Origin of the sequence: Nocardia grenadensis NBRC 108939 (genome assembly GCF_001613445.1) — a bacterium.
In the GTDB taxonomy this organism is placed as follows: Bacteria; Actinomycetota; Actinomycetes; order Mycobacteriales; family Mycobacteriaceae; genus Nocardia; species Nocardia grenadensis.
In genome coordinates, this window is record NZ_BDCJ01000012.1 from 348,275 (window position 1) to 364,016 (window position 15,742).

Consider the following 15,742-nt stretch of genomic DNA (forward strand, 5'->3'; position numbering starts at 1 on the left):
GCCGCTCCCGGGCCGGGACCTCCGCGGACAGCTCCCGGTCACCGCGACCCGGGGCCGCCGCCGCGCCCGCGCTTGCCGCCCCGCACCGAGGGTGCCCCGGATGGGCACTGCAAGACTGGACGGGTGCGCATCGATCTGCATACCCACTCCACCGCCTCCGACGGCACCGACAGCCCGGCCGATCTGGTGCGCCGAGCGGCCGAGGCCGGGCTGGATGTCGTCGCGCTCACCGATCACGACACCACTGCCGGCTGGGCCGAGGCCGAGGCCGCCCGCCCGGCCGGGCTGACCCTGGTCCGGGGCATGGAAATGTCGTGTGTGGGCCGCGGTGTCGACGGCTATCCGGTGTCGGTGCATCTGCTGGCCTATCTGTTCGATCCCGCCGACAGCGGTTTCGCGACCGAGCGGGAACGGCTGCGTGCCGAACGGGTCGAGCGACTACGCGCCATGGCCGAACGGATGGCCGCCGACGGCCTACCGATCGACCCGGACGCGGTGCTGGCCGCCGCCGGTCCCGCCGCGGGCCGCCCCCACCTGGCCCGTGCCCTGGTGGAGGCGGGTGTGGTGCCCTCGGTGGATGCTGCCTTCGCCGATCTACTCGCCTCGGCCGGCCCCTATTACGTGGAGAAAGCCGATACCCCGCTGCGCCGGGCGGTGGAGATGATCGCACGCGCCGGCGGCGTCAGCGTGCTCGCCCACGGGCGGGCCCGCAGCCGGGGCCGGTTGCTGGACCTGCAGGAGGTGCGCGATCTGGCGCCGCACGGACTCGGCGGTCTGGAAGTCGATCACCCCGACCACAGTCCCCGGGACCGGGCGGTACTGCGTGAACTGGCCGGCGAATGCGGACTGCTGGCGACGGGGTCTTCGGACTACCACGGCGCCAACAAGACCATCGGCCTGGGCGAATGCACCACCGAGCCGGCGCAGTTCGAGAAACTGGCTGGCAGAGCCACCGGTGTACCGGTGCTGGCCTCATGAGACTCGTGCGCGGCCTCAGCGGCGTGGCAGCGGCCGGGTTGGTGTTGCTGGCGTCGGTCGTCGTCGGTGCGGAGATCATCGGCGAGCGGCGCGGTTTCCCCGGGCCTGGTGCCGAATCGGTGGCCTGGCATATTGTGGTCGCGGCGATCGCCGTTGTGGCACAGGTGTATTCGGACCGGGTGCGGGGCGCGGCTAGCCTCGGCGCGGCGGTGGTGGTGCTGGGTTCCGGCGCGATCCTGCTGTGGACCCAGTGGTGGGGCTGACCGGCCGCGCAGCACATCGCGGTCGCCGGGTTCACCGGGCTTTCCGGAACCTTTGGGGTTGTCTCACCGGTCCCTGGCGCCACTCGCGAGTTTCCGCTCACGGGAAGGTAATGCTCGCGGCCTACGCTGGCCCCGTGGTGTCCGAAACACGCAACCGCCGGGCCCGGTTTGGCGAACGATCCGGGACCTGGCAGAATGTGGCGGATTCCCGATCGTTGCCACCGCCGGGTCGGGGATATCAGGCGCCCGCCGCTCCGCGACGCACCGTCGCGACGGGAAACGGGCACCGGTCGAGTTCGCTCGGACCAACCCGTCCGAAATTCACCCGGACCTTCGCTGCCCGAAATCGGTGCCACCGTCCACTGCCCTGTGTGCGGGCTCCCGGGGGTCTTCCGGGTACCGGTTGCGCCAGGAAACATCCTGGTCGCGCCGCCGATGAACGATATGACGCAGATAACACCAAATACCCGGCGGTAACCGTCCACCGGTTACGACCGCAACCAGCAGGAGTGAAATCGTGTCCTCTGTGACTGACGCACCGAACGCCACCGCCAGCAAAGAAGAGGTCCAAGATCTGTCGGCGATCACTCACGAGGAGATCTTCGCGGGTCACCTCGGCGGCAAGCTCTCGGTCGAGCTCAGCTCGCCGCTGGCCACCCAGCGCGACCTATCGATCGCCTACACCCCCGGAGTGGCACAGGTGAGCCGCGCCATCGCCGAGGACGAGAGCCTGGCCAAGCGCTACACCTGGACCGACCGCCTGGTGGTCGTGGTCAGCGACGGTTCGGCGGTGCTCGGCCTCGGCGATATCGGCCCGCGCGCCTCCCTCCCGGTCATGGAGGGCAAATCGGCGCTGTTCAAGAAGTTCGCCGGACTCGACTCCATCCCGATCGTGCTGGACACCAAGGATGTCGACGAAATCGTCGAAACCCTGATCCGTCTGCGCCCCAGCTTCGGCGCCGTGAACCTGGAGGACATCTCCGCCCCCCGCTGCTTCGAAATCGAGAAGCGGGTGGTGGAAGCCCTCGACTGCCCCGTCATGCACGACGACCAGCACGGCACCGCCATCGTGGTGCTGGCCGCCCTCAATGGTGCCGCCGCCGTGCAGGGTCGGGCCACCTCCGGACTCAAAGTGGTCGTGTCGGGCGCCGGCGCCGCCGGTGTCGCCTGCACCAACATCCTGCTCGCCGCGGGTGTCGCCGATGTGACCGTGCTCGACTCCAAGGGCATCGTCGGCCGCGACCGTGATGACCTCAATGCGGTCAAGGCCGACCTGGCCGAGCGCACCAACCCGCGTGGCCTCACCGGCACCGCCGCCGACGCCCTCGCCGGCGCCGACGTGTTCCTCGGCCTGTCCGCGGGCACCATCGCCGAAGAGCTCATCGCCTCGATGGCCCCGGAGTCCATCGTGTTCGCCATGTCCAACCCGGACCCGGAAATCCACCCCGACGTGGCCAAGAAGTACGCCGCCATCGTCGCCACCGGCCGCAGCGACTTCCCGAACCAGATCAACAATGTGCTCGCCTTCCCCGGCGTGTTCAAGGGTGCGCTCGACGCGGGCGCCCGGCGCATCACCGAAGGTATGAAGATCGCGGCCGCCAACGCCATCCTCGGCGTCGTCGCCGACGAACTCGCCGTCGACAAGATCGTGCCCAGCCCGCTCGACCCGCGCGTGGCCCCCGCGGTGGCCGACGCGGTCGCCGCCGCCGCCCGCGCGGAGGGCGTCGCCTGATAGATCGTTCCGCCTTACCCGGGCGGTAACCGCAACTACAGCACTCGGCCGCCACCCTGGGCCGGGTGCTGTAGTTTTTTCGGCGCCTTCGGCGCCGCAAAAAACACAGCACTTTCGCGAGTAGGCCGATATCTGCCACCTTCGCGGTCCGGTTACGTCCGAGCTCGGTGAGCGTGCATTCGTGTCCGGGTCTGGTTCGTCTCCATCTCCCCTGCGCCCCAGGTACTCCCGCGGAGCCCCGGTGATCCGGCCGCGGGGACCCTGTAGATTCCTGAGGGTTGGCGGGGGCGCCCGGATAGGGTGCGGCGGGCTGGTTACGGAAGTGGGTGTCTCGCGCGATGGTATTGGCGGCGTCGATGCGTGTCGTTGCTCGGATGCTGGTGCCGGTGCTCGCCGGGCTGGCCGTCTCCTGTGGTGCCGACGGGGCCGAGCCGCTGGTGGTGGGGGCGCAGGGGTCCGCCGAGTCACGCGTGCTGGCGGAGATCTACGCGCAGGCGCTGGCGCGGACCGGGGCCGCGGTGCGGGTGGAGTCGGGTTTGGATGATCGCGCGGAGGTGTTCGCGGCGTTGGACGCGGGGACCGTGGCGGTCGCCGGTGACCACAACGGCGCTCTGCTGGCGGAGTTGAACACCGGGGCCGAGGCGACCACCACCGAGAAAGTGACGGAAGAACTGAACGGGTCGCTGCCGCAGGGGACGATCACCTCCGATGCGGCCGACGGCGCGGATTTCGAACCGCGGGTCCTGGTCACCACCGCCGTCGCCGAGCAGCGCGGGATCGATTCGGTGGAACAGTTGGGTGCGCAGTGCCCGTCGATGGTCGCCGGTGTCGCCGCTGTTCCGGGGTTGTACGAGCTACCGGAGGTCGCCGGGAAGATCTCGGACTGCGTGTTCGCCTCGACCGAGGTGTTCCCCGAGCCCGGGGGACTGCGGCGCGCGTTGCTGGAGGGCCGGGTCCAGGCCGCGGTGCTGGCCGGTCCGGCCGAATTCCTGCCGGGCGGTACCGAGGGGCTGAAGGTCCTCGCCGACCCGGAGGACGCGATCCGGCCGGAGAATCCGCTGGCGCTGGTGCGCAAGGGAGCATTGGACGATCGGCAGCTGGAGAAGCTGAACTACGTGGCCGGGGAACTCACCACCGATGAGCTGGCGACCCTGGTGCTGCGGGTCCGGGACGAATCCGCGGACCCGGGGGAGCTGGCCCGCACCTGGCTCGACGCGCATGGTCTCTGACCAGGACTGAGATCGGTCCGATATGCCCGGAATGTTGGCGCGGCGCCCGGCGTCGTACCTGGAGTCCGGAGTGACCACGGCATGAGCAGGCCGCGGCTGTCGTGCCCCGTCCGTACGGTGAGCCGGTAGTCCCAGGTGATGCGTCCGTGTGACGCGCCGCGACAGATCCACGAAACGGCGCATCGGGCGTCGCTCGACAGGAACGGAAGCTATGTCCACTCAACGCAATCCGTGGCTCGCATTAGGTGCGCTGGTTGTCGGATTCTTCATGATCCTGCTCGACGTGACCATCGTGGCCGTCGCCAATCCGGCGATCATGACCGATCTGCACGCGGATATCTCGCAGGTCATCTGGGTGACGAGCGCCTATCTGCTCACCTACGCCGTGCCACTGTTGATCACCGGGCGGCTGGGCGACCGGTTCGGGCCCAAGAACATCTACCTGTTCGGGCTCGCGGTGTTCACGCTGTCGTCGCTGGCGTGCGGGCTGGCCGGTGATATCGAGACCCTGATCGCCGCTCGGGCCGTGCAGGGGCTGGGTGCGGCGCTGATGACCCCGCAGACAATGGCGGTGATCACCCGCACCTTCCCGCCGGACCGGCGGGGCGCCGCCATGGGTATGTGGGGCGCGGTCGCCGGGCTGGCGACGCTGGTGGGTCCGATCCTCGGTGGTGTGCTGGTCGACGGTCTCGGCTGGGCGTGGATCTTCATCGTCAATGTGCCGGTCGGGGTGGTGGCCTTCGCGCTCGCCGTCTGGCTGGTGCCGGCACTGCCGACGCACCAGCATAAATTCGACCTGGTCGGCGTGGTGCTGAGCGCGGTGGGCATGTTCCTGCTGGTGTTCGGTATCCAGGAGGGCAATACCAGCGACTGGTCGGCGAAGATCTGGGCGATGATCGTGGCGGGGATCGTGGTGCTGGCCGTTTTCGTGGCCACGCAGGCCCGCGCTTCGGGTGAGCCGCTGTTGCCGCTGCCGCTGTTCCGGGACCGCAATTTCTCGCTGTCGAATCTGGCCATCGCCAGTATGGGTGCGGCCGTCACCGCGGTGATGGTGCCGATCTACTTCTATCTGCAGGCCGTGCACGGTATGTCGCCGACCCGCTCGGCGCTGGTGCTGGCTCCGATGGCCATTGTGACCGGGTTCGCCGCCCCGGTGATCGGCCGGATCTCCGACCGGATGCATCCGCGGATCATCCCGACCGTCGGATTCCTGGCGTTCGCGCTCTCCATTTTCTGGTTCGCCCTGGTCATGCGGGATCCGCACGCGAATATCACCTGGATGGTCGTGGCGGGCGCGGTGGCCGGTGCCTCGAACGCCTGTATCTGGGCACCGCTGGCGACCACCGCCACCCACAATCTGCCCATTTCCCAGGCCGGCGCGGGCGCGGGTGTCTACAACACGACCCGCCAGGTCGGGTCGGTGCTCGGTAGCGCGGCGATCAGTGCCCTGATCGCCGCGCGGATGAGCGCGGCGGGTCTGGGCGGCGCCCCCGCCGGAGAGGGGATGGGTACCGGTCAGGTGCCCGAGCCGGTGAAGGAGGCGTTCAGTACCGCGCTGAGCCAGGCCACCCTGCTGCCGGCCGCGTTGCTGCTGGTCGGGGTGGTCGCCTCGGCCCTGTTCATTCGCTTCCAGGCCGGTGACGCGCCGGACCGGAGTGCCCTGGATCTGGATAAGGCGGACTCGCTCACCGGTTAGCCCGTTCTCGGGGCCGAATGCCCACGGCCCGGTGAGCGGATGGCGCATCGGGCCGTGGGCGTGGCGGGATCAGCTGTAGATCTTGTCCACCTCGGTGGCGTACTGCTTCATGACGACCGCGCGCTTGAGCGACATCTTCGGGGTCAGTTCGCCGGTTTCCTGGGTCCAGTCCGAGGCCAGGATATTGATCTTCTTGATCTGCTCGGCCTTGGAGACCTTCTTGTTGGTCTCGGCGACCGCGGCCTCCACCTCGGCGACCAGAGCCGGGTTCTCGACCAATTCGGCGATCTCCACCTCGGCGGCGATACCGTTGCGTTCCTTCCAGCCCGGCAGTGCCTCCGGGTCCAGCGTGATGAGCGCGCCGATGAACGGTTTCCCGTCGCCGACCACCATCACCTGGCCAATCAGCGGATGCGCCCGCAGTTCGTCCTCCATGGGTGCCGGGGAGACGTTCTTCCCGCCCGCGGTAACCAGGATTTCCTTCTTGCGGCCGGTGATGGTGATGAAACCGTCGGCGTCGATGGCACCCAGGTCGCCGGTCTTGAACCAGCCGTCCACGAACGCGTCGGCGGTCGCCTGCTCGTTACCCCAATAGCCCGCGAACACCACGGGACCGCGCAGCAGCAGTTCGCCGTCCTCCGCGATCTTGGCGGCGTGACCTTCGAGTGGGTGGCCGACCGACCCGACCCGGATGTGGTCTGGGGTGTTGACCGATATGGCGGCGCTGGTCTCGGTGAGGCCGTAGCCCTCGAAGATGGTGACGCCGACACCGCGGAAGAAGTGCCCGAGCCGGGCGCCCAGCGGGCCGCCGCCGGAGACCGCGGCCTGACAGTTGCCGCCGAGAGCGGCCCGCAGTTTGCCGTAGACGAGTTTGTCGAACAGCGCGTGCTTGGCGCTCAGTATCAGGCCGGGCTTCCCGGTGCCCAGGGCCTCGCTGTAGGCGATCGCCGTGGCCGCGGCGGCGTCGAAGATCTTGCCCTTGCCCTCGTCGTGAGCCTTCTGTTTGGCGGCGTTGAACACCTTCTCGAATACGCGCGGTACCGACAGCACGAAATCGGGCCGGTGCTCGGCGAACTGCTGGACCAGCGTGCTCCAGTCGGAGGTGTGCGCCAGGGTGACCTTGGCGTCGAAGGCGGCCAGGCTCACCGCGCGGGCGAAGACGTGCGCCAGCGGCAGGAACATGAGCGTCTTCTTGCCTGGGGTCAGGAACGCGGCCAGCGCGATCCGGTCGGCCCGGGATTCGGCCCAGAGGTTGGCGTGGCTGAGCATGACGCCCTTGGGCCGGCCGGTGGTGCCGGAGGTGTAGATCAGGGTGGCCGGGGAGGCCGCGCTCACCTGGGCGCGCCGGTCGTGAACGAGTTGCTCGTCGAGTTCGGCACCGCGCCGGACGAGTTCGTCGATCGCGTCCTTGTCGATCTGCAGGGTTTCCCGCAGCGCGGTCAGTTCGGCCGGATCGATATCGTCGATGACGCCGCGATGCTTGTCGTTCTCGACGACCAGCAGCGCGGTGGCCGAATCCTGCAGGATCCAGCGCGCCTGTTCGGCCGAGGAACTGTCGTAGATGGCCACGGTGCAGCCGCCGGCCGCCCAGATGGCGAAATCGAGCAGAGTCCACTCGTAACGGGTGGCGGCCATGATGGCGACCCGGTCGCCCAGTTCGATACCCGAGGCGATGAGGCCCTTGGCCACATCGGTGACCGCCTTCGCGAACTCCGCGGCCCGCACATCGCGCCAGCCGCCCGTGCCGTCGGGGACGTTGAACATCACCGCGGCGGGGGATTCTTTCGCGTAGCGGAACACGTTGTCGGAATTGTTCGCGTCCTCGGGGATGGTGTAGGAAGCCGGGGCTTCGAACTCGCGCATCATTGCCTTTCCCTGTTTGCCAACTCGTCGGTAATTTACGCCACCGGAATCGGACGGGGCGCGGGCCACCGGTAAACGCCCTGGATCTCACCCTGAAACCAGGGTGAACTGCGTCCCGATCAGGCCTTCATCCTAGGTCGCGCAGCGGTAGCTGATCGACGGCTTGCCGGAGGAAATCGGCCATTTCGGTCAGAGCCGCAGCAGCTGGGCCCACCAGGGCGGCCTGTAGCTGGGCGACATGCCAGAGGCCGCGACTCTCGGTGAACGCGACGTCGACCCCGGCCGCGCGCAGCGCCGCGGTGAGGTCGACGCACTGCGGGTGCAGTAGTTCGTCGATATCGGCCTGGACGTACACCGGGGGCAGCCCGGCGAGGACACCGTGCAGCGGGGCGTACCCGGTATCGGCGGGATCGCCGGTCCCGAGGTAGGCCGCGGCGCAGGCCCGCGACCAGGGCCCGTTGACCACCAGATCGCGGGGGCGTTCGGCGAGCTGGTTCGGATCGACCCACGGGGCGATCAGACCGAGCGCGGCGGGGGTGTGGTCGTGCCGGGCGATGAGCCGCTGGGCCAGCGCCAGCGACAGTCCGCCGCCGGCCGAATCCCCGGCGATCGCGATCCGTTCCGGCCGGTAGTCGTGCTCGGCGACCAGCGCGAGGAATGCGGCCTCGGCGTCGTCCAGTGCCGCCGGGTAGGCGTGTTCCGGCGCCAGCCGGTAGTCGAGGGCGTAGACCGGTAGCCCTGTTCCGGCGGCGAGCCGGCCGTTGAGCGAACGGTGGGTGGCCAGCGAGCCCACGGCGTATCCGCCGCCGTGCAGGTACAGCACGGCGGCGGGTTCGGCCGGGGCCGGGCCGGCCGGTGCGAGTCGTTCGGCCGGGCGGCCGCCCAGGCGGATCGCCTCGACGCCGACGCCCCGCGGGACGGGCTGCAAGGCCGAACCGGCGTCGATCAGGGCCCGCTGGGCCCGCCAGGGAAGCCGGGAGTGCAGCGCCACCCGGTACATCGAGCCCAGGACGGCCCGCGCCAGCGGCAATGGCAGCGCGATATCTCGCATGTCGATCCTTCTCTGGTACCGGTCAGGGCAGGAAACGTCGTTCGACGCCGACCGCGATGCGCTGGTAACCGGCGGCGGCGGTGCGGACGAACAGGTCCAGCAGTTTGGCCTCCCAGCCGATCAGCACTCGGCCGCGGCCCTTGCGGACACCGTCGACGATGGTCTGCGCGGCCATTTCGGGACTGTGGATGGCGAGGTACTTGTCGAACATCGAGCTGGCGTTCGCGCCGTCGATATCGTCGCTGTAGGTGGCGTTGCGGGCGACGGCGGTCTTGATCCCGCCGGGGTGCACGCAGGTGACCTTGACCGGCGCGCGGTCCACCAGCATTTCCTGTCGCAGCGCCTCGGTGAAACCGCGGACCGCGAACTTGGCCGAGTTGTACGCGGCCTGCCCGGGTACCGCGATCAGGCCGAAGAGGCTGGACACGTTCACCACATGGCCGTCACCGGATTCGAGGAGGAACGGCAGGAACGCCTTGGTCCCGTTCACCACACCCCAGAAGTCGACATCCATGATGCGTTCGATGTCTTTGAACTCGGTCTTGGCGACATCGCCGTGGTGGGCGATCCCGGCGTTGTTGTAGATCTGGTGCACGACGCCGAAATGCTGTTTCACCGCGTCGGCGTACAGCAGTACGGCCTCGCGTTCGGCCACGTTGAGCCGGTCGGATTTCACCTCCGCGCCGAGCTCTGCGCAGCGGCGGGTGGTCTCGGCCAGGCCTTCGGTATCGATATCGGAGAGGGCGAGTTTCGCGCCGCGCCGGGCGAGGTTGATCGCCAGCGCCCGCCCGATCCCGGAACCGGCCCCGGTGATCACACAGACTTTGTCGCGGAAGTATGAATCATTGCGCCCGCCCGTCGCCCGGCCCCCGCCGCTCGGGGAATCACTACGTGATGCTGCATTCATGCGGTCACTACCTTCAGATCGGGTCGAGCGGGGGCATCGGCTGCCGTCGTCGTATCGTAGGCGGCCATGTCGAATTTCCTTGTGATCCGGCGGAATTCGAAGGTGAAGTCCGGCCAGAGGGTCGTATTGTTTCCGTGCTTGTCCAGGTACCAGCTGGCGCAGCCGCCGGTGCTCCACACGCTCTTGGTGAGCTTCTTCTGCAGGGCGGAGTTGTAGGAGTCCTGCGCCGAACGGCGCACCTCGACGGTGCGCAGACCCTGGCGTTCGAAGGTGGCCAGCGCGTCGGCGATGTAGTTGATCTGGGATTCGATCATGTACACGATCGAGGTATGGCCCAGGCCGACATTGGGGCCGAGCAGGAAGAACATATTCGGGAAGTTCGCGATCGCCGAACCCTTGTAACCCTGCTGGCCGATATCGTCGAACACCTCGGTCAGGCTACGGCCGTCGCGACCGTGGATGGTCTCGTAGGTGGGGGAATCGGTGACGTGGAAGCCGGTGGCGACCACGATCGCGTCGACCTCGCGTTCGGTGCCGTCGGCGGTGACGATCGAGTTCGCGCGGATTTCGGCGATCCCGTCGGTGACCACGTCGACATTGTCGCGGTCCAGGGCCGGGTAGTACTCGTTGGAGATCAGCATGCGTTTGCAGCCGATGCGGAAGTTCGGGGTGACCTTTGCGCGCAGTTCCGGGTCGCGGATCTCCATGGCCAGTTTGGCCTTGGCCAGGGCCTCGAACCCGCGCATCAACGGCGGGAACTTCGCCAGGCCGACCACCTGGGTCTCCCGGGCGGCGTAGATCGCGGCCCGGGACAGGCGCTGTACGCCCGGAATGTGCTTGAACGCCAGTCGCTCGGGTAGCAGGTAGGGGCGGTCCAGCCGGGGCAGCAGCCAGGGAGCGGTGCGCTGGTAGACGTCGAGATGAGCGACGCTGCCGGCGATGGCCGGGACGATCTGGATGGCCGAGGCGCCGGTGCCGATGACCGCGACGCGCTTACCGGCCAGGTCGGAATCGTGGTTCCAGCGGGCCGAGTGGAAGATCTCGCCCTCGAAGCTGTTGATGCCTTTGATATCGGGCAGGTTGGGCTCGCACAGCGCGCCGACCGCCGAGACCACGGTATCGGCGGTGAAATCGCCCCTGGTGGTGGTGATCTCCCACTGCGCGGTCTCGGCGTTCCAGCGGGCGCCGGTGACATCGCAGTCGAACAGGTGCTTGTCGCGCACGTTGTACTTATCGGCCACGCCCTGGATATAGGCCTGGATCTCGCCCTGCCGGGAGAACGACCGCGACCAGTCCGGATTCAGGGCGAAGGAATACGAGTACAGGTGCGAGGGCACATCGCACGCGGCACCGGGATAGGTGTTGTCACGCCAGGTCCCACCGACATCGCTACCGCGTTCCAGTACGAGGAAATCCTCGCGGCCCTGCTGGGTCAGCCGGATGGCGAGGCCGAGGCCGGCGAAACCACTGCCGATGATGATCGTCCGCAGATGACGGGCGGGCTGGTTGGCGACAGCTTTGTCTGTAACCTTGCGACTCATATAATGAGCGTAAGGGCTTATTGAGCCGCAGTCAACAGTATTGAACGGCATTCAGTAGGATGAACAGGTGAGTACGAGCCCGGAAGCACCCGTCAAACGCATCCGATTGAGCCCGGACGAACGGAAGACGCAGCTGATCACGCTCGGCGTGAAAATGCTCGGCGAACGGGCGATCGAGGACATATCGGTCAGCGAGATCGCGGCCCAGGCGGGGATCTCGCGCGGACTGCTGTTCCACTACTTCCCGACCAAACAGGATTTTCAGCTCGAAGTGGTCCGGCACGCCAACGCCGAACTGCTGGCCCGGGTCGTCCCCGACCCCACGCTGAGCCTGTTCGATATGCTGCGCGACTCGGTGGGCCGCTATATCGACTACGTCAGCGAGAACCGTACGTCGTACCTGGCCCTGCTGCGCGGACCCACCAGCTCCAGTCCGGAGTTGGCCGCCATGGTCGAGCAGACCCGGCACGTGATCGTCGACATCATCCTCGCCCAGGTCCCGCTGTCGCCGGAGGAGCGTGCGCAGCCCCGGCTGGTACTCGTGGTTCGCGGCTGGGTGGCCTTCACCGAAGAAACCACCCTGTCGTGGCTGCGCGACGAACACCTCTCCCGCGACGAACTGATCGAACTGCTGGTGGAGTCGCTGGTGGCCCTGTCCATGGCCGTGAACCCGGCCCTGGCCGCCGCGTTGCGCGCCTGAGGTTCACGGCGCCGGCTGTGCCGAGTCGGCCGGCAATGCCTCGGGGTGTTCGGTCGCCCGGTCGATGCGGGGCAGCAGCAGCGGTGTCATCAACAGCAGTATTCCGGCGAGCGTGATCGCCGCGCGGATTTCGATCCACGCGGCGAGCAGGCCCCATAACGCCGTGACCGCCCCGATGGTGATCTTCTTACTCACCGACCAGGCCGCCAGCGCGCGGGTCGCCCGGTCGGCCGGTAATTGCTCCAGCCGATAGGTGGCGAAGACCGGGTTGAACACGGCCATGCAGACGATCACGGCGGTCTGGACCGCCAGGACGAGGACCAATCCGCCGGCGCCGGCGGTGACGGCGCCCAGCGCGACCGGCCAGCACACCCGCAGAATCCCGGATATCCGCAGCACGCGCCCGCGTCCGTACCGGGCGACGAGCCGGGGCGTGAGCCGCGCCCCGAGCAACCCGCCCAGGCACGGCAACGCGAACGCGAGCCCGAACTCCCAGGGCGTGAAGCCGAGCTGCCCGAGCATGAGCACCGACATCAGCGGCTGCGTCGCCGTGATCAGCGCGCCGACGAGGGCGTCGTTGCAGAGCAGCGGGCGAAGCCCGGGATGGTTCAGTACGTAACGCCAGCCCTCGAACTGCGCACCCGGGTGTGGTGCGTCGGGGCGGACCGGACGTGGTTCGCGGTCATCACCGATCGCGCGCAGGCCCGCCGCCGAGGCCAGATAGCTCAGGCCGTCCGCGACCAGGGTGGCCATCGGGCCCAGCAGGCCGATCGCGGCGCCACCCAGCGGCGGCCCGAGCACGATGGCAGTCCAGTTCGTGGATTCGAACCGGGCATTGGCCACCAGCAGGTCATCCGGTGCCACCAGGCTCCCGAGATAGGCGCCGGACGCGGCGGAGAAACCGATATCGGCGGTAGCGGCGACGATCGCGACCACGAGCAACTGCGCGAAGCCGAGTGCGCCGCACGCGAAAGCGATCGGAATGCTCAGCAGCGCCGCGCACCGGACCAGGTCCATGGCGATCAGGACCGGCCGCTTGCGGCGGAACTCCAACCAGGGGCCCAGCGGAATCGCCACCAGGGCACCGACCGCGAGGCCGGCCGCCGCCAGTAGCGAGACCTCGGCGGGGCCGGCGTGCAGGACGAGAACGGCGACGAGCCCGTAGGCGTTGAATGCCAGCGCGGTACCGAACCGGCTCACCGCGTAGGCGGCCCACAGCCAACCGAACTGTCGCCCCAGGGTCCGCCCCTTCGCCATTCCGGCGCACCTCTCGCTTGTTCGTCCTCGCGATGACCCGGGCGAGCAAAGCAGAAAGCCCGGGCCGCGATCAAACAACCGCGGCAGTATCCGGGCACAACCGTTCGTTGTATTCCACGGATGGTTCACCGGCGGCGATGGCCCCCCGGTGTGTGCCGCAATTCCCGGGGGCGATATATTCGAGTGGGAAGGTCGGGAATTGAATTCGGGGTGGGGTACGGCACGAATTTATTTCTCACTCGGTGCGGTGTCCGGTTCGTTCCTCGGATCGGGTCCGGTCGTGCGCCGCGAGGTTCGGGGGAAACTCTCCCGGGGTCGGTCTCGGCGAGCGTCCCCGGAGTCGAAGAGGATCGAAGGATGCCTGCTCGGGCCCGGCGGATGTGAGCAGCGGTGGATGGCCCCGCTCTGCCGCGATCTCGCGCCGCCGAAGCCGCGGCGGCCGATTTCGGCGGTTTTCCGCCATTCGGCTTGACGCCGTGCGGATCGGAGTGTCATTATCAAAATGGAAAGCATCGGAAATCGGATGCTTTATTTTTTATGTCTCTCGACATTCGACGATTTCGTGTGTAATTTAGGGCTTCGCGCCGGGGTGCGTGCTGTCCGACTCTCGAAATACGAAACCACCGTGGAAGCGTCGCATTCCGTGTATCGCTGCCACGGGTTGTCGTCGAGTCCTGTCCGGATGGCTTCCGCCCGCGGTACGCGATCCGAATAACGCCCACTGGACAAGCAGATACGTGACGACCATACCGCGCAGGTATGGGCGGCGTGCGGTGCTGGAAGGACGCATCTTGGCACTCCCTGATCAGAACGAGGTCGCTACCGCGATATCCGCCGGGAGCCGAATTCCCGGAAGTCCCGAGCGGCTCTCGTTCGCCAGAGTCCTCGAGCCCCTGGAGGTCCCTGGGTTGCTGGAGATTCAATCCGAATCGTTCGGCTGGTTGATCGGCGCGGCCGCCCAGCGGGAGCGGGCCGCCGCCCGCGGTGATTTCCGCACGGGCGGGCTGGCGGAGGTACTCGCGGAGATAGGCCCGATCGAGGATTACGCGGGGACCATGTCGCTGACCCTGTCCGAACCCCGCTTCGAGGAGGTCAAGGCCTCGATCGACGAGTGCAAGGACAAGGACATGACCTACGCGGCGCCGTTGTTCGTCACCGCGGAGTTCATCAACAACAACACCGGCGAGATCAAGAGCCAGACGGTCTTCATGGGTGATTTCCCGATGATGACCGACCGCGGCACCTTCATCATCAACGGCACCGAGCGCGTGGTCATCTCACAACTGGTGCGTTCGCCGGGCGTCTACTTCGATCACTCCGTCGACAAGAGCACCGAGAAGGACCTGCACAGCGTGCGGATCATCCCGAGCCGTGGCGCGTGGCTGGAATTCGATATCGACAAACGGGACACCGTCGGTGTACGTATCGACCGCAAACGGCGTCAGCCGGTGACCGTGCTACTCAAAGCCCTCGGCTGGACCACCGAGCAGATCACCGAGCGGTTCGGCTTCTCCGGGGTGCTGATGTCGTCGCTGGAGAAGGACAACACCGCGAGCACCGATGAAGCGCTGCTCGACATCCACCGCAAGCTCCGGCCCGGCGAACCGCCCACCAAGGAGTCCGCGCAGACCCTGCTGGAGAACCTGTTCTTCGCCGAGAAGCGCTACGACCTGGCGCGTGTGGGCCGCTACAAGATGGACAAGAAGTTCGGTGTCCGGCGGGACGCGCCCGGCGGCCCCCGGGTGCTCACCGAAATGGACCTGGTCACCGTTGTCGAATACCTGCTGCGGCTGCACGCGGGGGAGCGGACGATGACCGGGCCCGACGGTATCGAGGTGCCGGTCGAGGTGGACGATATCGACCATTTCGGTAATCGCCGCGTACGCACCGTGGGGGAACTGATCCAGAATCAGTTCCGGGTGGGGCTCTCCCGGATGGAGCGGGTGGTCCGGGAACGGATGACCACCCAGGACGTCGAAGCCATCACCCCGCAGTCGCTGATGAACATCCGGCCGGTCGTGGCGGCGCTCAAGGAGTTCTTCGGGACCTCCCAGTTCTCCCAGTTCATGGACGAACGCAACCCGCTCGCGAGCCTCACCAACAAACGTCGCCTGTCCGCGCTCGGACCGGGCGGCCTGTCCCGGGAGCGCGCCGGCCTCGAGGTGCGCGATGTGCACTACAGCCACTACGGCCGGATGTGCCCGATCGAGACCCCTGAGGGGCCGAATATCGGGCTGATGGGGTACCTGTCGGTGTACGCGCGGGTGAATCCGTTCGGGTTCCTCGAAACGCCGTATCGGAAGGTGATCGACGGCACGGTGACCGATGAGATCGTCTACCTCACCGCCGACGAGGAGGACCGGCACGTCGTCGCGCAGGCGAACGAACCGCTCGATGCCCAGGGGCGCTTCCTCGAATCGCGGATCGCGGTGCGGCGCAAGTATTCCGAGGTCGAGTTCGTCGATAGTGGACGGGTCGATTACATGGATGTGTCGCCGCGGCAGATGGTGTCGGTGGCGACCGCT

General features: G+C 67.6%; 12 protein-coding genes. 7 read left to right on the forward strand and 5 right to left on the reverse strand.

Going from position 1 to position 15,742, the window contains the following annotated elements; translation table 11 throughout:
- Positions 1-123 precede the first annotated feature (123 nt).
- The 5 genes from NGR01S_RS15965 to NGR01S_RS15985 all read left to right on the forward strand — a co-directional run bounded on the left by NGR01S_RS15965 (position 124) and on the right by NGR01S_RS15985 (position 5,898).
- Entirely contained in the window at positions 124-978 is an 855-nt protein-coding gene (locus NGR01S_RS15965) for a PHP domain-containing protein (RefSeq protein ID WP_063037449.1), read from the forward strand.
- Positions 975-1,241 carry a hypothetical protein gene (locus tag NGR01S_RS15970; RefSeq protein ID WP_063037451.1) on the forward strand — a complete coding sequence of 89 codons (267 nt, stop codon included), beginning with the start codon at positions 975-977 and terminating at the stop codon, positions 1,239-1,241. Before NGR01S_RS15965 ends, NGR01S_RS15970 begins: the two co-directional genes overlap by 4 nt.
- A 526-nt stretch (positions 1,242-1,767) precedes the next feature.
- Positions 1,768-2,973 carry an NAD(P)-dependent malic enzyme gene (locus tag NGR01S_RS15975; protein ID WP_063037453.1) on the forward strand — a complete coding sequence of 402 codons (1,206 nt, stop codon included), beginning with the start codon at positions 1,768-1,770 and terminating at the stop codon, positions 2,971-2,973.
- 356 nt (positions 2,974-3,329) lie between these two features.
- Complete coding sequence (locus tag NGR01S_RS15980; protein WP_245664613.1) at positions 3,330-4,202, forward strand: glycine betaine ABC transporter substrate-binding protein; 873 nt, start codon at positions 3,330-3,332, stop codon at positions 4,200-4,202.
- A 211-nt stretch (positions 4,203-4,413) separates the two neighbouring features.
- The gene (locus tag NGR01S_RS15985) at positions 4,414-5,898 is read left to right on the forward strand and encodes a DHA2 family efflux MFS transporter permease subunit (protein WP_063037457.1); all 1,485 of its coding nucleotides are present in this window, start codon (positions 4,414-4,416) and stop codon (positions 5,896-5,898) included.
- Between the two features lie 69 nt (positions 5,899-5,967).
- On the opposite strand, the gene NGR01S_RS15990 is transcribed toward NGR01S_RS15985, so the two are convergent.
- The 4 genes from NGR01S_RS15990 to NGR01S_RS16005 form a co-directional block, all read right to left on the reverse strand.
- Entirely contained in the window at positions 5,968-7,761 is a 1,794-nt protein-coding gene (locus tag NGR01S_RS15990) for an AMP-dependent synthetase/ligase (protein WP_063037576.1), read from the reverse strand.
- Between the two features lie 127 nt (positions 7,762-7,888).
- Positions 7,889-8,812 carry an alpha/beta hydrolase gene (locus NGR01S_RS15995; RefSeq protein ID WP_063037459.1) on the reverse strand — a complete coding sequence of 308 codons (924 nt, stop codon included), beginning with the start codon at positions 8,810-8,812 and terminating at the stop codon, positions 7,889-7,891.
- A gap of 22 nt (positions 8,813-8,834) precedes the next feature.
- Entirely contained in the window at positions 8,835-9,719 is an 885-nt protein-coding gene (locus tag NGR01S_RS16000; protein ID WP_084481094.1) for an SDR family NAD(P)-dependent oxidoreductase, read from the reverse strand.
- Complete coding sequence (locus tag NGR01S_RS16005) at positions 9,716-11,260, reverse strand: flavin-containing monooxygenase (RefSeq protein ID WP_063037463.1); 1,545 nt, start codon at positions 11,258-11,260, stop codon at positions 9,716-9,718. The genes NGR01S_RS16000 and NGR01S_RS16005 overlap by 4 nt, the downstream gene beginning before the upstream one ends.
- Positions 11,261-11,327: 67 nt before the next feature.
- Here NGR01S_RS16005 and NGR01S_RS16010 point away from each other — a divergent pair, with 67 nt between their 5' ends.
- A complete protein-coding gene (locus tag NGR01S_RS16010; RefSeq protein ID WP_063037465.1) occupies positions 11,328-11,960 on the forward strand; it encodes a TetR/AcrR family transcriptional regulator in 633 nt (210 codons plus the stop codon).
- Positions 11,961-11,963: 3 nt separating this feature from the next.
- Here the strand turns inward: NGR01S_RS16010 and NGR01S_RS16015 are convergent, their stop codons facing one another.
- The gene (locus tag NGR01S_RS16015) at positions 11,964-13,217 is read right to left on the reverse strand and encodes an MFS transporter (RefSeq protein ID WP_063037467.1); all 1,254 of its coding nucleotides are present in this window, start codon (positions 13,215-13,217) and stop codon (positions 11,964-11,966) included.
- Between the two features lie 773 nt (positions 13,218-13,990).
- On the opposite strand from NGR01S_RS16015, the gene NGR01S_RS16020 reads away from it, so the two are divergent.
- On the forward strand, positions 13,991-15,742 hold a 1,752-nt coding region (locus NGR01S_RS16020; protein WP_507762098.1), incomplete at its 3' end, for an RNA polymerDNA-directed RNA polymerase subunit B.